We start from the raw sequence: 17,117 nt of genomic DNA on the forward strand, positions 1-17,117 counted from the left end.
CATGAGACCGTTTCTTTGGCTGGCTACGTTGGCGTGCTCGCTGTCGGTGTTGGGGTCGACCGCATTCGCCCAAGACTATCCCGCAAAGACGATCCGCCTGGTTGTTCCCTTTGCGCCGGGCGGTGCGCCGGACATCGTGGCTCGGGGCATTGCCCAGCAACTCGGCACCCGGCTCGGCCAGTCGGTCGTGGTCGAGAACAAGCTGGGGGCCGGTGGCAACATCGCGTATGAGGCCGTGGCGAAATCGCCGGCGGATGGCTATACGCTGATATTTGCGACCACCGGAATCGCAACGAACATGAGTCTCTTCAAGGCGCGTCGCTACGACACGTTGAAAGACTTTTCGCCGGTGACGCAGGTCACGTCAGGCCCCCATGTGCTTGTGGCCAACAAGACGGTTTCTGCCAAGAATGTCCGAGAACTGGTTGCGTATGCGAAAGCCAATCCAAGTAAGCTCAGCTACGGCTCGTCCGGCAATGGGACCATCCTTCACTTGGCGGGAGAGCTGTTCAACCACAAGGCGGGCGTCGAACTGCTGCACGTGCCCTACAAGGGCGCGTCGCTCGCTCAGACCGATCTCGTCGGAGGAAGCATCCAGCTCATGTTCAGCGATGTCGCCTCGGCGCTCCCCTACATCAATGCCGGGACATTGCGGCCCTTGGCGGTAACGGGCAAACGCCGCATGCCTCTACTTCCGGACGTTCCGACCATCGCCGAGAGCGGCGTGCCTCAATATGACATTGAAGCATGGTTTGGAATCCTCGCGCCTGCAGGGACGCCGCAGCCGATCGTTGACCGGCTGAACCGCGAGATTCGCGCAACGCTCGCCGCCCCTGAACTCCAGCAGCGGCTCGATGGACTCGGGCAAGTCGTCGTGGGTAGTTCTCCCAAGGAGTTCTCGGACTTCCTACGAGTCGAAGTCGCAAAGATGGCCGAAATCGTCAAGGCATCCGGAATCGCGGTGGAGTGAAGAGTTGAAATCCCGCATCGATGGCCTGGTTCAGGATGGCGGACCCCCTGGCCGATTTCTCGTAGAACGCAGCATCTTCACGGATCACGATGTATTCGACCGCGAGATGGCGGCCATCTTCGAAGGAGGATGGGTCTATCTCGCTCATGAAAGCCAACTGCCGCAGCCGGATGATTTCGTGAACGTGTCCTTAGGCCGTCGGTCGGTCATCGTGGCACGCGGGGGCGACGGGGTGGTTCGAGCTTTCCTGAACGCGTGTCCCCATCGCGGCTCGGCGCTGGTGCGCACGGCTGCAGGCAACAGGCGCATGCTGACCTGCCCGTATCACGGTTGGAGTTTCGATTCGAGCGGCAAGAATCGCCTTGTCAAAGGGCGGGAAACCGGCGCTTATTCGGAGGCTTTCGACGCCGCGGATGTCGACCTCAAGGCCCTCTCGCACGTCCAGGTGTACCGGGGTTTCGTCTTCGGCGCGCTGGCAAACAACGTAGCTCCTCTTGACCAACACCTCGGGGAGGCAAAGTTCTTCATCGACCTGCTTGTTGACCAGGCGCCCGATGGGCTGGAGGTGGTGGCCGGCAGCGCGGCGTATCGATTTCACGGGAACTGGAAGCTCCAGGTCGAAAACGGCGTCGACGCATATCACTTCCCGGTGGTGCACAACAACTACGTGCGTATCCTGCAGCAGAGACAGATTCGCGCGCAAAAGAGCGGGATCCACGACAACGTTCGCACCGGATTCGACCAGAAGGCTTGGGGCAAGGAGGCCGGATGGCACGACTTGGGTCAGGGCCACATGCTGTTGTGGTTGGTCAGCGCCGCTCCGTCCGACCGCCCCCTGTGGGAACAGCGCGACGCGCTCGCCGAACGCGTAGGCCCCGATCGAGCGCGCTGGATGGTCGAACGCCAACGCAATCTTTCACTGTTCCCGAATGTCCAGTTGATGGATCAGAACTCGACGCAGATCCGCGTGATCGTGCCGCTTGCGCCCGACCTGACGGAGGTACGCAGCTATTGCTTCGCGCCCCGGGGAGAGCCAGCGGCGGCACGCGAGAAGCGCGTGCGCCAATTCGAGGATTTCTTCAATGCCAGCGGGTTCGCGACGCCGGACGACCTCGCCGTGTTCGAGCAGGTCCAACGGGGTTGCGAGACTGCGCCGGAGATTCGCCACGGCTATGACCGCGGGGCGACGAGGGCGGGCGTGCAAAAGCAGGGCGACGACGCGCAGGACGAAACGATGTACCACGGCTTCTATCGCCGCTGGCTGGCAGCAATGCAGGAGGGCGAGTGACCGTGGAATCCGCACTGGACCAAGCGCGTGAACTTCTCTTTGCCGAGGCGGCAAGCCTGGACGAACGCAGGTGGAACGATTGGCTCGGCCTCTTCACGCCGGAGTGCGAATACTGGATTCCTGCTTGGCGCGACGAACTGACGCTCGTGACGGAACCCACGCGGGAAATTTCGTTGTTGTATTTCAAGGGGCGTGCGCGGCTGGAAGAGCGCGTTGCGCGCATCACGGCCGGCCTCTCCGCTGCGTCAGTGCCATTGCCGCGCACGACTCACATGGTCACCAACGTGCGGATCGCGCAGCGAGACGATGCGCGTCTGGAGGTTCGTGCGAACTGGCAGGTCATGGCATGCCGGTTCGCTCAGGTATCGACGTTGTTCGGCTCATACGAGTATTCGATCGTCCGGGACACAGACCGGTGGCGCATCGACCGCAAGAAGATCGTCCTGATGAACGACGTGATCGATACCGTGCTGGACATCTATCACGTTTGAATCCGCGATGCAGCAGATTGGTTTTTACCTCGATTTCATCAGTCCGTTCGCTTACCTTGCGAACAGCCAGTTGCCGGCAATCGCCGCCAGATACGGCGCGGTGATCGATCACCGGCCACTGGACGTCCAGCGCGCAAAACTGGCGACCGGCAACACTGCCCCGTCGACCCGCAGCATTGCCGACAAGGCACGCTTCATTCGCCGCGATCGATTGGCGTGGGCGTCACGTTACGGCATCCCCATGGCCGATCCGGCGAGTTTCAAGGCACCCCGCCTCAATACCGGATTGCTGCTGGCGAAGGAAGCCGGCGTGGCCCAAGCTTACGTGGACGCCGCGTTTTACCGCGTCTGGGGCCTGGGCGGCGATCCAGATGACGAAATGTTGATCCGTGATACGTGCATCACTTGCGGCCTGGATGCCGACGGATTTCTCCGCGCGGTGGAAGAGCCGCTCTTGAAGGACAAGTTCGAGGCGTCGCAGAACGCCGCCTGGGAAATCGGTGTGTTCGGTGTGCCCATCATGACCTTTGGCGAACAGATGTTCTGGGGGAACGACCGCTTGGACTTTCTGGAAGAGGCATTGGCTGCCGAGGGCTGCCGATCAAGAGGTGAATCATGAGTCGAAATACCTTGTCCCTGGACGACATTCGCGGTGCATGGGTGATCATGCCGACACCCGCACGCGAGGGTGCCGACGATCCGCTCGCTCGCGATACGGTCGATCTGGATGAAACGGCCCGCACGGTCGATGCGCTCATCCAGGCAGGCGTCGATGGCATCATGAGCTTGGGGACACTCGGAGAATGCGCAACGCTGAGCTGGGACGAGAAGCAGGCCTTCGTCGGCGCGGCGGTGGAAGCAGCACGCGGCCGGGTACCGTTCTTTGCGGGGACGACCACGCTCAGCACGCGCGAGACCATCGAGCATACGCGTGCCGTTCGCAAGCTCGGCGCCGATGGCACGATGCTCGGGTTGCCGATGTGGTGCCCGCCGACGCTGCGAATGGCGGTGGACTTCTACCGCGACGTTGCGAACGCCTGCCCCGAAACGGCAATCTGCGTCTATGCGAACGCGGAAGCGTTTCGCTTCGACTATCCCGCCGCTTTCTGGGCACAGGTTGCCGAAATTCCGCAGGTGATCTGTGCGAAGTATCTCGGTATCGGAACGCTTCTAAGGGACATCAACGCGAGCAAACGGCGCATTCGGTTCCTGCCTGTCAACAACGACTACTATGGCGCCGCCCGGATGGAGCCAGACTTCTGCACAGCGTTCTGGAGCGGGGGCGCCGTCTGCGGGCCTGAGCTGGTGACCAGCCTGCGCGACGAGGTTGCAAAGGCACGCGGGACCGGCGACTGGCAGCGAGCGCGCAAACTGTCTGATGCTGCGGCAGCCGCGTCGGCGCTCTTCATGCCGCCCGGCGGCTTTGCAGAATTCGCGCGCTACAACGTGGGACTGGAGAAGGCGCGCGCCAATGCGGGGGGATGGATGAATGCAGGACCGGCTCGCCGCCCCTACCACGAGTTGCCTACCGGTCTTCTGGAAGGCGCCCAGAAGTCCGGGCAGCGCTGGGCTGAACTGGCGCAGCAGGTCCGCGATGGCACTTTCTTCGCGTGAACCGGCCCGCCCGGCGCCTAGAATCGGCCCAAGTTCATCACGGGGCACGCCATGGATTTCGGACTTCGCGACAAGACCGCATTGGTTTTCGGTGCCGGTAGCGGATTGGGCGCGGCGATAGCACGCGAACTGGCAGCTGAAGGGGCCAAGGTCGCGCTGGCAGGCCGCAGGATCGATGCCCTGGAACGTACATCCCAATCGATCGCGGCGGCTGGTGGACAAGCCTGCGTCATCGGCTGGGACCTTTCGGATCTGGACGTCATCGAATCGCGCTTCGCAACGATCGAGCGTTCACTGGGCCGTGTCGACATCCTGGTCAACAACACAGGAGGCCCTCCGCCCAGTACCGCGGAGGGCCAGAGCGCAGAGGTATGGCGAACCCAGTTCGATGCCATGGTTCTGCCCGTCATCAAAATCACCGACCGTGCCCTGCCGCATATGCGCGAGCAGCGCTGGGGGCGGATCTTGACGACCACATCGTCCGGAGTCGTGTCGCCCATTCCGGCGCTAGCCATGTCCAACACCTTGCGCGCGGCACTGGTCAACTGGTCCAAGACTCTTGCGACCGAGGTCGCGAAGCACGGCATCACTGCCAACATCCTGGTGCCGGGGAAGATTCTCACCGACAGGCTGCGCTTTCTCGACGAATTCACCGCCGGCAAGAAGGACTTGCCGGTCCAGAGCGTCGTCGATTCGAATGAAGGTGCCATACCCGCCAAACGCTATGGCACCCCCGAGGAATATGCGGCCGCTGCTGCGTTTCTTGCAAGCGCCCGCGCCTCGTACATCACGGGAACCATCCTGCGTGTGGACGGCGGCGCCATCGCATCCATTTGATCCGCGAGAACGAGTGCACCCCGTAGCGGCTGATCTCCTGTTTCGCTGGGGCGTCGAGGTTCTGACCCACGACAGCTGGGATTACGAGCGGGCCGCAATCACCGCGCAATCGATGTTGCGCCTTTGGCAGTTGACCGGAAGCAGTGCGGGCGTCGAGCGGGTGCTCTGCGAGATGGAGTCAGACCCGCAGGCAGATCCGCAGCACCTCGAAAGCTACGTGCGTACGGACCATCGGGTCAATGCAGCCACCTTCGAGATAGGCCTGGATGCTGGCGAAATGCTGGCAGTCCACGACGCCGCGGAATTCGCAAGGCACGCGGCGGTGTGGAGCGGGTGGAGCTTTCTGGAGATTCGCGGCCCGATGAGCGCCGCGCACTCCGTGCTGCTGCTGGACAGCGCCGCGAGGGACCGTCTTCCTGCTTGGGCGGTGACCGCATCCAGTCCACGAGTTCAGGAATTGGCGCTCACTGGGTGGATCGAGCAGCAGCACGGCGTAGTGCAACTCCTGGACCTTCCGGCGTGGCATGGTTTCGGCGAGAGCCAGGCATTCCTAGAGGGCGAGTTCCCCAGCCTTGGAAAGCTCTTGCGCTGCCCCGCTCTGATTCCTGTCAGTGCGTTTGCAGTGAAGCCTCCTTGCGCCCACGTCATCTTCGCCGGCAATGTGGACATCGCTTCGCAATTGCGGGCCGAATTCGATGAGCTTGCAAGGCAGGCTGGGGCCTCGACGCGGATGACAATGGCAGCGCAGCCGGTCGGCGAGCTGGAGTTGCTCGCCACGCCGACGCTGATGGCGCGAATAAGCGCCTGCGCACAGTCGCGGCGAACATTCAACCCGTTTCGGTAGCAATCGACGCTTCGATGCAGGGCAGTTTAGGCAGGTCTGGCAACAGGTGGCAGGAACATCGTGACAGCTTCCATGTAGCCCTTGAGTCCCGTCCGGCCATATTGTCGGCGGCACTCGGCGCGTTGATTAACCATTCAATGGAATTTGTTCGATGACCGCACAAACGCTTCGACCTTCGGCACGTGTTCGACATTCACCCACTTTTCGGAAATACAATTTGGCGGTGTCTTCGCCAGCCAGTAACGCACCCCACGACTCTACGGAAAATTCGTTCGAACTAGCACATGTCGGCTTCGATCCCATGGATCGCACGCACGATGAATTCGCCACGCTGCTGTCAGACCTCCTCAGTCGTGGCACGAATCTGGACTTAGCTGCCCTTGAGACGCTCAAGTCGCACTTGGTAAGCCACTTCAGGGATGAAGACGAATGGATGGTGGAGACTGACTTTCCGCCGCGGGCGTGCCATATGGATGAACATGCGGCGGTGCTCCGCTCTGCCGAGGACGTTCTGAGCATGTCGCGAATGGGAAACTTCGATGCTGCACCGGCATTCGTTGCCGAGCTCGCGCGATGGTTTCCAGGCCATCTCGACTTCCTGGACTCTGCGTTGGCGGCGTGGATGTGCAAGCGTGCCTATGGCGGCAAGCCAGTCGTTTTCCATCGGAGCCGAATCCGCTCGGTGGAGTGAGAGCAGGAGGAAACAGGGTTGGACACACGCTGGGCGATCGTCGCGTCACGCACCGAGGAAACGGACACCATCTGCACGGTGGACCTGGTCGCGGCCCAAGGTGATCCCCTGCCTGCGTTTTCTGCGGGTGCCCACATCGATGTGCACTTGCCCAATGGTCTTACCCGTCAGTACTCCTTGTGCAATCCGCAAGACAGTGCGGGCCACTACACCGTCGGGGTTCTTCGGGACCCCAACAGCCGCGGCGGCTCCGTCGCGATGCATGGGCTCAAGGTTGGGGACAAAGTCGAGATCAGCGTTCCGCGAAATCATTTTCACTTGGTGCCGGAGGCGAAAAGCTCGGTGCTGCTCGCGGGTGGCATCGGGATCACTCCGTTGCTCTGCATGGCGGAGCGCCTTTCTCTACTCGCGGCGGACTTCGACCTGCACTACTGCACCCGCAGCGAAAGTCAGACGGCCTTTCGCGGCCGGATTGCCGCATCCGCGTTCTCGGATCGTGTGCACTACCATTTCGACGACCAAGACGTCACCCAGCGCATTCGCTTGGAAGAGGTCCTTTCAGCGCCGATGGATGGCAAGCACCTGTATGTCTGCGGACCGAAAGGGTTCATGGATGCAGTCCTTGCGCAGGCACGTGGCATGGGATGGAGCGAAGATTCACTGCATTTCGAGTTCTTCGCCGGCGCGCCGCTCGGCGGCGATTCGGCATGTCCACCGTTCGAGGTCGTGGTGGCAAGTTCCGGCGCCGTGATCGAAGTACCTGGAGACCAGTCGATCGTCCAGGCACTCGGCGCTGCAGGCATTTACGTGCCGACCTCCTGTGAACAAGGTGTGTGCGGTACCTGCCTCACGCGAGTTCTTCGGGGGGAACCGGATCATCGGGACCTGTATCTAACCGAAGAGGAAAAAGCCCGCAACGACGTGATCCTGCCGTGCTGCTCGAGGTCCAAGGGGCGCGTGCTGGTGTTGGACGTTTGAGCGACGCCGATCCGCCGATCGGCGGACTGCTGGCAACGAAAGTCTTCACACACCTGAAAGAAGGGGCTCCGTCTGTCTGGACAGTTTCCCTGATCTTTAAGTGAACTACGTGCGGGTTGCAGGTGCGATCCGAAAGGCGGGGTTGATGCAAGCGCATCCCGCCGTTTAAGCCGCAGGTCCCGGTACGAACACATCGCTAAAGAAATGATGCGGATCGAGCCCGCGCTCCTGGACGCACACCTTTTTCACCACCGCCACCATTCCAGGCGATCCGCAGCAGTAAACCTCGTGCCCCGCGAGCGACGCGCAAGTCGCGCGCACCGCTTCATCGACGCGGCCCGCGAAGCCGCCCAGCGCCGCTGCATCGTCCGCGTCCTCGATCGCGCTCACGAACGTGAAGCCCGGTAGCGACTTCTTCCACTTCTCCACGGCCGACATCAGGTAAAGGCCATTGCGGTCGCGCCCGCCCCAAATCAAGGTAACCGGACGCTTGATGCCTTTCTTCGCCATGTCGTCCAGCACCGATTTCACTGGCGCGAAGCCAGTGCCGCCGACCACGCACAGCATCTGCGCGGTCGCTTCCTCCCGCAGCTCGAAGCTGCCGAACGGCAACTCCACCTGCAACGTGTCACCGCTCTTTAGGTGCGGCACGATCTGCGTGAACTTCCCGCCCGGCACGTGGCGGATGTGGAGCTGCAGCATGTCGCTCTCATGCGGGGGGTTCGCCATCGAGTACGAACGCCGGCTGCCGTCTGCCAAAGCGACTTGCAGGTACTGGCCGGCTTTGAACTTCGCGCGCTGACCCGCAGGCAGCCGCAGCATGAGCACGTTCACGTCCGGCGCGGCCTGCGTGTTCTTGAACACTTTCACCGTGAAGGTCTTGCGTGCGCGCGGGTCGACGCGATGCCAGGCCTCGGGCACGATCTCGAGGTCGCCCAAAGGCAGGCACTGGCAATAGAGGTGCTTGCCGGCCGGTGTGACTTCGCCGGCCGGCGGGCATCGCACCTCGCCGGACGAAACGGCGCCCGCACAGTTGCCGCAAACGCCCTTGCGGCACGAGTAAGGCATCTCGATGCCCGCCTTCAGCGCCGCGTCCAGGATGTTCTGGTCCGCCTCGCAGGGGAAACGGACTTCGGTGCCGCGGATATGAACGTTGAAAGTCATTCTTGAAACCTTGGGTTCCCGCGCCGCTGGGATGACACAATTCGTAGGGAGGTTGGAAGCGCGCGCGCGCATCCAACCGTTAGCCGAGCCCCGCGACCAGCCGGAGGCTGCGCAAGAGCGCGTCCGGCTTCGCGATGCCTTGCCCCGCAATGTCCATCGCGCTGCCATGGCCCGTGCTCGCGAGCATTACCTCGGCGCCGATCGAAATCGCGCTGGCGGCCTGCGGCGCGAGTAGCTTGACGGGAATGTGGCCTTGATCGTGCAGCATGGCCACGTACAAATCGTGCTTTCGATCCGCCAGCAACACGTCGGCGCCTTGCGGGCCGGTCACGACGATCCCCGCGTCACGCAGGCGCTTCGCTGCAGGCACGACACGGTCCTCGTCTTCAGGGCCGAACAGGGTGCCTTCCGAGGCATGCGGGTTGATCCCGAACAGCGCGACCTTCGGCTCACGCACTCCCATTGTGGCGCATGCGCGGACTCCGGCTCTGGTCGCTGCCACCACCAGCTCGGGCGTGATTCGCGCCAGCGCGGTCGCGACGCTCTCGTGCAGCGTCACGTGCACGATGCGCAGGCCGCCGCCTACTAGCAACAGGAACACGCTGTCCTCCGGCTGCTTGCACACGCGGGCCAACAGCGACGGATAGCCGCTGAAGCGAATGCCGGCCTGGGCAATGGCGCTCTCGTGATGCGGGCCCGCCACCACGGCATCGAAATCGCCCGTGCGGCACGCCTGGATCGCGGCGGTCGCCGATGCCACGGCGCTGGCGCCTGCGGAAGCACTGACCGCGCCGGGCCTGAATGCAGCCTGAGTCATGTCACCCGCAGGGCGAAGCTCGGTGGCGCGCAGCACCTGCTGGAACCCTAGCTTGCCCGCCGTTTCGGCCATCACGTCCGGAGGGCCGAATACGGTAACGCGTACGCGATCTTCGCCCTTCAAGGCCTGAAGCGCCCTCAGGACGATCTCCGGCCCGATGCCGTTCGGATCGCCGACCGAAAGGGCGATGCGGCGCGTGGTCACAGCGGCAGCGCCAGCAGCGTATCGGTCACCGTGCTGTCGCACACCGCGATGCGCTCGGCCAGCAGCAGCTTGCCGTCGAGTTTCTGGAACAGGTCGCGGTATTCACCGGTGGCGAACACGCTTGTCTCGCCGGTGTGCATGATGCGCGCGACGATGAAAGGTGTGCGTGCCACCGCGGAGGAATCGTCCGCGGATTCCAGGAGCGGCACCCCGAGCAGGTGCCGGTAGCGCTGCCTTTCGTAGATGTTCGCTTCCCGCAATGCCGCGATCCGGTCCTGCAGCATGGCGCGCGAATCGGCATAGACGATTCCCGCGGGCAGGCCTTCGCGCTCATTCTCCACGTTGGTGATGCGGTACTTGCAGCGCTCCGTGAAGAACGACGGCCACTCCTCCAGCGAATCGCTGTCGATTGCCTGCGCGTACGCGGCGTTGAACGCGCACAGCGTCATCAGGTCGATCATCATCATCCTTCCATGTGCGCGCGATACGCCTTCCAGAAGCCACGTACGGACGTTTCGGTGGCACGGCCTTCGCTGGAGCCGGTCTCGTCGCCGCCCATTTCGACGACCGCATCCAGCTCGTGCGCGCCGGCGATGCCGCGCTGTACGAAGCCGCCCACTGCGCCGTCTTCCATCGAGATGAAGCCTGCCGGCCCCACCAGATTCAGCTGCTTCAAGCGAACGGTCCGCTGTTCGGGCGTGTCGTCGGTGTAGCCGATGTAAGTCCAGTTGAGCTCCGAGCGATCCGTGCCTTTTGGCAGAACCTGCCGCACAGCCAGGCAGTTCTGGATCTGCTGCAGCACGAAGCCCGGGAACACCGACAGGATCTGCAGCGTCACGCCATCATCGAACTCGTGGAATCCCGCGAGCACGCTCGGGTCCTTCAGCCGGTAATTGTCGGTGTCGGAGCGCAGTCCCTGTTCTTTGTATGAAGCGTCGGCCGCCGCAGGGTCGATCTTCGAGAAGCTCACGTGGTGGCCGCCGGACTCGTCAACGATCACCCCGCCCTTCTGCGAGAGGCGGTTGAGCTCGAAGGTGGTGAAGAACAGGTGCAGCAGGCTCGCGTGGTAGCTGTCCTTCACGTTCTCGACGTAAAGCTTCCAGTTGTTCGGCAGCGCCTGCGTGAAACGGCCGATCACCTCCACCGGCTTGCGCAACACGCGCTCGATGCGCGAACAGATCTCCGGACCCAGGTAGTCCTCGATCGGCGGCACGTCGTCGCTGAAGCTGCCGAACACCAGGCCGCAGTACACGGCGACGTGCAGTTTCCGCGGGCCGTGGTCTTCCTTGCAGAACGAAGGCGGCATGCCGCCCTGGCCCTTAACGCCCTTTTCGAACGCAACGCCGGTCAGCTCACCCTGGCGGTTGTAGCTCCAGGCGTGATACACGCACTGGAAGCTCTCGGCGCGGCCGGACTTTTCAAGCGCGATGAGCGCGCCACGGTGCGCGCAGCGGTTCTCGAAGCCGTAGATCTCGCGGTCGCCGTCCTTCACCACCACCACCGGCGTTTCGCCGACGAAGGTGGTGCGATAGCTGCCCGCTTCGGGAAGCTCGGCCTCGAGGCATAGGTAGTTCCAGGTCGCGCCGCGGTAGATGCGCTGCTGCTCGCGCTGCGCGACGTCGCGGTCGCCATACAGCTGAAACGGGACGCGCGTGAAACCCGGGCCCTTCCAATGGATAGTCTGTTCCTGCATGTCACTCCACCGTCACGTTGGCTGCCTTGACGACCTTGCCCCAGCGCTCAGACTCGGCGCGGATGAACTGCGCCGTCTTCTCCGGCGACCAGCCGCCAGGCACCGCGCCCTGCTCGAAGAACTTCTGCTTCACGTCCGGCGCGGCTAGTGCCGTGCTGAACTGCTTGTGAGCGTAGGCAATGGCATCCTTCGGCGTATTCGGCGGCGCGACCATCGTGAAGAAGGTGACCGCCTCCATGTCGACGCCCGCCTGCTTGAGCGTAGGCACCTGCGGCAGGAGGGGCGAGCGCTCGTCGTCGGCCACTGCCAGAATCCTGATCTTGCCCGCCGTGTGGTGCTGCGCGGAGGAGCTGATGTTGTCGAAGAAAACGTCCACGTTGCCCGCTAGCAGGTCCACCAGCGCGGGCGCGGTGCCCTTGTACGGCACGTGCACCATCTTCACGCCGGTCTGTTGCATGAACATGCTGGCTGTGAGGTGCGACGTGGAGCCATTGCCTTGCGATGCGTAGCTGACCTTGTCCGGGTTGGCTCTTGCGTAGGCCACGAGTTCCGCAACGGTCCTTGCCGGCAGCTTATTGCTGACGGCAAGCACGTTCGGGACCGTGGCGATCACGGTCACAGGCACCCACTTCGTCGGATCGAAGTTGAGCGACTTGTACAGGTAATGGTTGATCGCGATCGGGCCCGGCGGCGATACGAGGAAGGTCGTGCCGTCCGAATCGCCGCGCGCGACCAGTTCCGCGCCGATGTTTCCGCCGGCGCCCGCCTTGTTTTCCACCACGATGCCCGCCGGGTAGGCGGCACGCACTTTCTCTGTGAGGATGCGCGGGAGGACGTCCGCAGTCCCTCCGGCCGGGAAGGGCACGATCAACTTGACCGGCTTGGCGGGTTGTGCGCTCGCCAGGCCGCTGGCCGCCGCCGCGACGGTCGCGGCCAGGCACAGCGCAGCGCGGCGCGAAAGGGTGGGGTTCATATGATTGGCTCCATGCAGTTTCACGAGACGAGCTCGTTCGGGTTCATACGCCGAGGTGCTCGCTGAGCAGTTCGGGTTGCGCGCGCAGCGCCCCGCCCGAACCTTCGAATACAACGCGGCCCTTCACCAGAATCACGTTGCGGTCAGTGATGTCGCTGACCGCGCGCCAGTTCTTGTCGACGAGGATGGTGGCAATGCCCGTGTCGCGGATGACGCCGATGATCCGCCAGATCTCGCGCGCGACCAGGGGTGCAAGGCCCTCCGTCGCCTCGTCCAGGATCAGCACCTGCGGGTTGGTCATCAGTGCGCGGCCGATGGTGAGCATCTGCTGCTCGCCACCGGATAGCTGCTGGCCCCCGTGGCCGAGCCGTTCCGCCAGCCGCGGGAAAACGTCGAGTACGCGCTCGAAGGTCCAGTCGCACCTGCCGTCGGCGTCGGCGCGCGCGGCCATGTTCAGGTTCTCGCGAACGCTGAGGTTCGCGAAGATGCCGCGGCCCTCGGGCACGTAGGAGATGCCCAGCCTCGCGATCTCGTGGACCTTCATGCCCCGCGTCCGCCGGCCGAAGGCAACGACTTCACCGCGGCGCGGCGTCACTACGCCCACCAGCGATTTCAGCAGCGTCGACTTGCCCATGCCGTTGCGGCCCATCAGGCCGACCGCCTCGCCGCGCGCCAGCGTGAAGTCCACACCGTGCAGGATATGGCTGTCGCCGTAGAACGAATGCAGCCCGCGCGCCTCGAGAACGGGTTCATGCATCCTGCTGCTCCTCGGCGCCGAGGTACGCTTCCCGCACCTCACGGCTGGCGCGGATTTCCTGAGGCGTACCCGTTATCAGCACGACGCCGTTGACCATCACGGTCAGCACATCGGCGATGGCGAAGACGGCATCCATGTCGTGTTCCACCAGCAGGATGGCATGCGAAGCCACCAGGCCGCGCAGCAGCTCGATCATCTTGAGCGACTCCTCGTGGCCCATGCCCGCCAACGGCTCGTCGAGAAGCAGCACCCGGGGCTTCGTCGCGAGCACGATCCCCAGTTCCAGCTGGCGCTGCTGCCCGTGGCTGAGTTCGCTGGCCTTGCGATCCGCGACTCCGGCCAGTCGCACGAGGTGCAGGGCTTCGTCGACGACTTCGCAATAAGGGCCGAACGCGGCGGCGTCGCTGAAAATGCGCGCGGCGCGCGGCTCGCGTGACTGGGCGGCCAGGCGCACGTTTTCGCGCACGGTGAAGCCCGGAAAGATGTTTGTCTTCTGGTAGCTGCGCCCGATGCCAATCAGCGAACGCTCGTGCGGCGTGAGCTTCGTGATGTCGCGGCCGCAGTAGAACACTTCGCCGGAAGTGGCGGGAATGTCCCCGGACAGCAGGTTGATCAGCGTGGACTTGCCGGCGCCGTTGGGCCCGAGCAGCGCGTGCACCTCGCCGCGCTTGAGCTCGATCGAGACGCGGTCGTTGGCCGCCAGCCCGCCGAACGTGCGGCGCAGCTTCACGGTCCTGAGCAGCACTTCGTTGGTCATGCCGGCCTCCGCTGCCACAGGCCGCGGACACGCTGCGCGATGGAGATCACGCCGCCGGGCAGGAACAGCACCAGCAGGATGATCGCGATGCCCAGCCAGAGGTGCCACATCTTCGTGTAGGTCGACAGCACTTCCTGCAGCAGCACGAAGGTGAACGCGCCGACCACGCCGCCCCACAGCTGGCCCATGCCGCCCAGTATCAGCATGAGCAGTACATCGGCCGACTGGTGCCACGAGAGCATCTCGGGGTTGACGCTGCTGTTCAACACCGCGAACAGGTAGCCCGCCAGCCCTGCGAACGAGCCGGCGATCGTGAAGGCGGCGAGCTTGTAGCGCAGCACGGGGAAGCCGATGGCTTCCATCCTGTGCTCGTTCTCGCGGATGCCCTGCAGCGCGCGGCCGAGCGGCGAACGCAGCAGCAATGCCATGAACAGGAGCAATGCGACCATCAGCGCCAGCACGAAGTAGTAGAGCGTGTTGACGTCGGTGAGCTCGAACGGCACCCACTCGCCAATGTTCGCCACCGGCTTGCCGCGCAGGTTCATGCCGTCGGAGCTGCCGCCCAGCGCCTTGACGTCGTGGAAGAAGAAATAGAAGATCTGCGCGAAGGCCAGCGTGACCATGATGAAGAACATGCCGCGCGTGCGCAATACGAACAGGCCCACGACGAACGAGAAGAACGCGGTGACCGCCATCGCCGCCGGCAGCGTGAGCCAGAGGTTGTTGGTCAGCTGGTACTTGGTCCCGAGCAGGGCGAACACGTAACCGCCCATGCCGAACCAGGCGGCATGGCCGAAGCTGATGAGGCCCGTGTAGCCGACGAGCAGGTCAAGGCTGAGCGCGAACATGGACAGCACCATCACCCGGATCACCAGCTCGCTGTAGAACTCCTGCTTCAGCAGGGGGAAGCCGGCCAGCGCAAGCAGGAACACGGCGACCATCACTGCTCGTGCGCGGGACGTGATGAGGCGGGTCATGATTTGAAGAGCCCTTCCGGGCGCCACAGCAGGATGGCGGCCATGACGACGTAGATCGCGATGCCTGCGTAGTCGGGAATGAAAACCTTGCCAAAGGTATCGGCGAAGGCGATGAGCAGCGATGCCAGCAACGCGCCCCACACGGAGCCGATACCGCCGACGATCACCACCACGAAGCTCACGATCAGCACCTGGGTACCCATGCCGGGTGACACGGTCGAAGCGGGCGCGTTGATCATGCCGGCGAAAGCGGCCAGGCCGACACCGAGGGAGAACACCAGCCTGAAGAGCCAGTCGATATTTATGCCCAGCAACTGCACCATGTCGCGGTTGGACGCGCCGGCGCGGATGCGCGCGCCGATGTTCGTGCGCTGGATCAGGAGATACAGGCCGAGAGCCACAAGGAGGCAGACGACCGACATGAACAGGCGGTAGGCCGGGTAGGTCATGACGCTACCGAGCGGCACTGCGAAGTCCAGCCAAGCGGGCACCTTGACGGAATACACGTCGTCGCCCACCAGCATGCTGCGCATCTCCTCGAATATGAGGATGAGGCCGTAGGTGAGCAGCACCTGCTGCAGGTGGTCGCGCTTGTACAGGTGCGAGAAGAGAGCCCATTCGAGCACCGCGCCCAGCAGGGCGCTGAGAACGGTGCCGACGATGATCGTGAAGAGCAGGTTGCCCGTCAGCGAGGTTAGCGTGAACGCCAGGTACGCCCCCATCATGTAGAAACTTCCGTGCGCGAGGTTGATCACCCCCATGACGCCGAAGATGAGGGTGAGGCCGCTCGCGACCAGGAACAGCAGCAGGCCGTATTGCACGGCATTCAGCGTCTGGATCGAGATGAGGGCAAGGTCCATGGCGTCCTGCGGCGGATCACTGGATCTTGCAGTCGGGCGAAGGGTCCGCCAGCGCCTTGACGATGGTGTCCGTCACGACGTTCTCGGTGCCCTTGGCGACCCGCACGTAGTAATCCTGCACCGGGTTGTGCGACTTGGAGAAGGTGAGCCGGCCGCGCGGGCTGTCGATCTTCGCGTTCTCCATCGCCTTGATCATCTCGGCCTTCTTCTTCGTGTCGCCCTTCACGGCCTTCAGACCGGCGTCGTACAGCTGCGCGGCGTCGTAGCCCTGCACCGCGAAGACGTCAGGCCTGGCGCCGTAGGCCTTGGTGTAGGCGGCGATAAACGCATCGTTCTTCGGGTTCTTCAGGCCGTCGCCGTAGTGCAGCACCGTCTGCAGGCCCTGAGCAGCGTCGCCCTGGGCGGCCAGCGTGCCTTCGGTGATGAAGGCACCATACAGCGGGATGCTGTTCTTCAGTCCCGCGGCGGCGTAGTCTTTGACAAACTTCACCTGGCCGGCGCCCGCGACGAACACGTACGCCGCTTCCGGCTTGATGGTCGCCAGCTCGGTCAGCAGCGGCTGGAACTCCACGTTCGGGAACGGCAGGTTCAGGTCCTTCAGCACCTTGCCGCCGCCCTTCTCGAAGCCCTCGCGGAAGCCCTTGACCGACTCGTCGCCTGCCGCGTACTTCCAGCTAATGGTGACGGCGGTCTTGTGCTTCTTCGCCGCGAGCAGGCCGGAGGCGTAGCCAGGCTGCCAGTTGCTGAACGACGTGCGAAACACGTTGGGCGAGCACATCGCGCCCGTGATCTCGCCGGCGCCGGCGTTCGGCACCAGCAACAGTGTGTTCGTTTCGCGCGCCACCTTGGCCATGGTGGAAGCCACGCCGGAGTGGATGGTGCCAACCATCACGTCGACCTTGTCACGCTTGACCAGCTTGTTGGCGTTCTCATTGGCCTTGGACGGGTCGGATTCGTCGTCTACCTGGAGGTATTCGACCGGACGGCCGCCCAGCTTGCCGCCCTGCTCCTGCACGTACAGCTTGAATCCGTTCGTGACGCCCTTGCCGAGGTCGGTGAACGTGCCGGAGTAGGGCAGCATCAGGCCCACCTTCACCGGGCCCGACTGGGCATGGGCGCAGGCGCCGGCTGCGGCAACCGCCACAGCGGCGGCGGTGCGCGCCAGGTTTCGAAGAGAGAGTTTGGACATGGAAGTCTCCTGT

General features: G+C 63.7%; 19 protein-coding genes. 9 read left to right on the forward strand and 10 right to left on the reverse strand.

From position 1 onward, the window contains the following. The first annotated feature begins 1 nt into the window (after position 1). From H8R02_RS01155 to H8R02_RS01195, 9 genes are all read left to right on the forward strand, one after another. The gene (locus H8R02_RS01155) at positions 2 to 970 is read left to right on the forward strand and encodes a Bug family tripartite tricarboxylate transporter substrate binding protein (RefSeq protein ID WP_187079512.1); all 969 of its coding nucleotides are present in this window, start codon (positions 2 to 4) and stop codon (positions 968 to 970) included. 4 nt (positions 971 to 974) lie between these two features. Continuing rightward, complete coding sequence (locus tag H8R02_RS01160) at positions 975 to 2,258, forward strand: aromatic ring-hydroxylating oxygenase subunit alpha (protein ID WP_187079513.1); 1,284 nt, start codon at positions 975 to 977, stop codon at positions 2,256 to 2,258. Positions 2,259 to 2,260: 2 nt separating this feature from the next. Further along, positions 2,261 to 2,749 carry an aromatic-ring-hydroxylating dioxygenase subunit beta gene (locus tag H8R02_RS01165; RefSeq protein WP_222622300.1) on the forward strand — a complete coding sequence of 163 codons (489 nt, stop codon included), beginning with the start codon at positions 2,261 to 2,263 and terminating at the stop codon, positions 2,747 to 2,749. 7 nt (positions 2,750 to 2,756) lie between these two features. Beyond that, positions 2,757 to 3,368: a 2-hydroxychromene-2-carboxylate isomerase gene (locus H8R02_RS01170; RefSeq protein ID WP_187079515.1), complete on the forward strand. Its 612-nt coding sequence runs from the start codon at positions 2,757 to 2,759 to the stop codon at positions 3,366 to 3,368. Continuing rightward, positions 3,365 to 4,363 carry a dihydrodipicolinate synthase family protein gene (locus H8R02_RS01175; RefSeq protein WP_187079516.1) on the forward strand — a complete coding sequence of 333 codons (999 nt, stop codon included), beginning with the start codon at positions 3,365 to 3,367 and terminating at the stop codon, positions 4,361 to 4,363. Before H8R02_RS01170 ends, H8R02_RS01175 begins: the two co-directional genes overlap by 4 nt. 51 nt (positions 4,364 to 4,414) lie before the next feature. Next, positions 4,415 to 5,200, forward strand: coding sequence for an SDR family oxidoreductase (locus tag H8R02_RS01180; protein ID WP_187079517.1), 786 nt, complete (start codon positions 4,415 to 4,417; stop codon positions 5,198 to 5,200). A gap of 13 nt (positions 5,201 to 5,213) precedes the next feature. Beyond that, a complete protein-coding gene (locus H8R02_RS01185) occupies positions 5,214 to 6,044 on the forward strand; it encodes a hypothetical protein (RefSeq protein WP_187079518.1) in 831 nt (276 codons plus the stop codon). 301 nt (positions 6,045 to 6,345) lie between these two features. After that, positions 6,346 to 6,735 carry a bacteriohemerythrin gene (locus tag H8R02_RS01190; RefSeq protein ID WP_187079519.1) on the forward strand — a complete coding sequence of 130 codons (390 nt, stop codon included), beginning with the start codon at positions 6,346 to 6,348 and terminating at the stop codon, positions 6,733 to 6,735. Between the two features lie 18 nt (positions 6,736 to 6,753). Further along, positions 6,754 to 7,713, forward strand: coding sequence for a PDR/VanB family oxidoreductase (locus H8R02_RS01195; protein ID WP_187079520.1), 960 nt, complete (start codon positions 6,754 to 6,756; stop codon positions 7,711 to 7,713). 165 nt (positions 7,714 to 7,878) lie between these two features. Here the strand turns inward: H8R02_RS01195 and H8R02_RS01200 are convergent, their stop codons facing one another. The 10 genes from H8R02_RS01200 to H8R02_RS01245 are packed head-to-tail and all read right to left on the reverse strand — an operon-like array spanning position 7,879 to position 17,104. Beyond that, positions 7,879 to 8,949 (reverse strand): 2Fe-2S iron-sulfur cluster-binding protein, encoded by a 1,071-nt coding sequence (locus H8R02_RS01200; protein ID WP_290427770.1) that lies wholly within the window; start codon positions 8,947 to 8,949, stop codon positions 7,879 to 7,881. A 7-nt stretch (positions 8,950 to 8,956) separates the two neighbouring features. Continuing rightward, a complete protein-coding gene (locus H8R02_RS01205) occupies positions 8,957 to 9,898 on the reverse strand; it encodes a PdxA family dehydrogenase (RefSeq protein ID WP_187079521.1) in 942 nt (313 codons plus the stop codon). Next, on the reverse strand, positions 9,895 to 10,362 hold the full coding sequence (locus H8R02_RS01210; RefSeq protein ID WP_435531249.1) for an aromatic-ring-hydroxylating dioxygenase subunit beta: 468 nt from the start codon (positions 10,360 to 10,362) through the stop codon (positions 9,895 to 9,897). The genes H8R02_RS01205 and H8R02_RS01210 overlap by 4 nt, the downstream gene beginning before the upstream one ends. Further along, the gene (locus H8R02_RS01215) at positions 10,362 to 11,591 is read right to left on the reverse strand and encodes an aromatic ring-hydroxylating dioxygenase subunit alpha (protein ID WP_187079522.1); all 1,230 of its coding nucleotides are present in this window, start codon (positions 11,589 to 11,591) and stop codon (positions 10,362 to 10,364) included. The genes H8R02_RS01210 and H8R02_RS01215 overlap by 1 nt, the downstream gene beginning before the upstream one ends. Before the next feature lies 1 nt (position 11,592). Beyond that, positions 11,593 to 12,564 carry a Bug family tripartite tricarboxylate transporter substrate binding protein gene (locus H8R02_RS01220; RefSeq protein ID WP_187079523.1) on the reverse strand — a complete coding sequence of 324 codons (972 nt, stop codon included), beginning with the start codon at positions 12,562 to 12,564 and terminating at the stop codon, positions 11,593 to 11,595. A gap of 43 nt (positions 12,565 to 12,607) precedes the next feature. After that, complete coding sequence (locus H8R02_RS01225; protein ID WP_187079524.1) at positions 12,608 to 13,321, reverse strand: ABC transporter ATP-binding protein; 714 nt, start codon at positions 13,319 to 13,321, stop codon at positions 12,608 to 12,610. Beyond that, the gene (locus H8R02_RS01230; RefSeq protein ID WP_187079525.1) at positions 13,314 to 14,078 is read right to left on the reverse strand and encodes an ABC transporter ATP-binding protein; all 765 of its coding nucleotides are present in this window, start codon (positions 14,076 to 14,078) and stop codon (positions 13,314 to 13,316) included. Before H8R02_RS01230 ends, H8R02_RS01225 begins: the two co-directional genes overlap by 8 nt. Then, complete coding sequence (locus tag H8R02_RS01235) at positions 14,075 to 15,055, reverse strand: branched-chain amino acid ABC transporter permease (protein WP_222622301.1); 981 nt, start codon at positions 15,053 to 15,055, stop codon at positions 14,075 to 14,077. The genes H8R02_RS01230 and H8R02_RS01235 overlap by 4 nt, the downstream gene beginning before the upstream one ends. Continuing rightward, complete coding sequence (locus H8R02_RS01240) at positions 15,052 to 15,915, reverse strand: branched-chain amino acid ABC transporter permease (RefSeq protein ID WP_187079526.1); 864 nt, start codon at positions 15,913 to 15,915, stop codon at positions 15,052 to 15,054. The genes H8R02_RS01235 and H8R02_RS01240 overlap by 4 nt, the downstream gene beginning before the upstream one ends. Before the next feature lie 16 nt (positions 15,916 to 15,931). Next, the gene (locus H8R02_RS01245; RefSeq protein WP_187079527.1) at positions 15,932 to 17,104 is read right to left on the reverse strand and encodes an ABC transporter substrate-binding protein; all 1,173 of its coding nucleotides are present in this window, start codon (positions 17,102 to 17,104) and stop codon (positions 15,932 to 15,934) included. Positions 17,105 to 17,117: the final 13 nt, after the last annotated feature.

It is taken from the genome of Ramlibacter albus, assembly GCF_014297445.1.
Classification (GTDB): Bacteria; Pseudomonadota; Gammaproteobacteria; order Burkholderiales; family Burkholderiaceae_C; genus Ramlibacter; species Ramlibacter albus.

Bases quoted from the DNA above. Each gene is read 5' to 3' on its own strand.
- H8R02_RS01155 (WP_187079512.1), top strand. From the start codon at position 2: ATGAGACCGTTTCTTTGGCTGGCTACGTTGGCGTGCTCGCTGTCGGTG.
- H8R02_RS01170 (WP_187079515.1), top strand. From the start codon at position 2,757: ATGCAGCAGATTGGTTTTTACCTCGATTTCATCAGTCCGTTCGCTTAC.
- H8R02_RS01175 (WP_187079516.1), top strand. From the start codon at position 3,365: ATGAGTCGAAATACCTTGTCCCTGGACGACATTCGCGGTGCATGGGTG.
- H8R02_RS01180 (WP_187079517.1), top strand. From the start codon at position 4,415: ATGGATTTCGGACTTCGCGACAAGACCGCATTGGTTTTCGGTGCCGGT.
- H8R02_RS01190 (WP_187079519.1), top strand. From the start codon at position 6,346: ATGGATCGCACGCACGATGAATTCGCCACGCTGCTGTCAGACCTCCTC.
- H8R02_RS01200 (WP_290427770.1), bottom strand. From the start codon at position 8,949: ATGCGCGCGCGCGCTTCCAACCTCCCTACGAATTGTGTCATCCCAGCG.
- H8R02_RS01210 (WP_435531249.1), bottom strand. From the start codon at position 10,362: ATGATGATCGACCTGATGACGCTGTGCGCGTTCAACGCCGCGTACGCG.
- H8R02_RS01215 (WP_187079522.1), bottom strand. From the start codon at position 11,591: ATGCAGGAACAGACTATCCATTGGAAGGGCCCGGGTTTCACGCGCGTC.
- H8R02_RS01220 (WP_187079523.1), bottom strand. From the start codon at position 12,564: ATGAACCCCACCCTTTCGCGCCGCGCTGCGCTGTGCCTGGCCGCGACC.
- H8R02_RS01225 (WP_187079524.1), bottom strand. From the start codon at position 13,321: ATGCATGAACCCGTTCTCGAGGCGCGCGGGCTGCATTCGTTCTACGGC.
- H8R02_RS01230 (WP_187079525.1), bottom strand. From the start codon at position 14,078: ATGACCAACGAAGTGCTGCTCAGGACCGTGAAGCTGCGCCGCACGTTC.
- H8R02_RS01235 (WP_222622301.1), bottom strand. From the start codon at position 15,055: ATGACCCGCCTCATCACGTCCCGCGCACGAGCAGTGATGGTCGCCGTG.
- H8R02_RS01240 (WP_187079526.1), bottom strand. From the start codon at position 15,915: ATGGACCTTGCCCTCATCTCGATCCAGACGCTGAATGCCGTGCAATAC.
- H8R02_RS01245 (WP_187079527.1), bottom strand. From the start codon at position 17,104: ATGTCCAAACTCTCTCTTCGAAACCTGGCGCGCACCGCCGCCGCTGTG.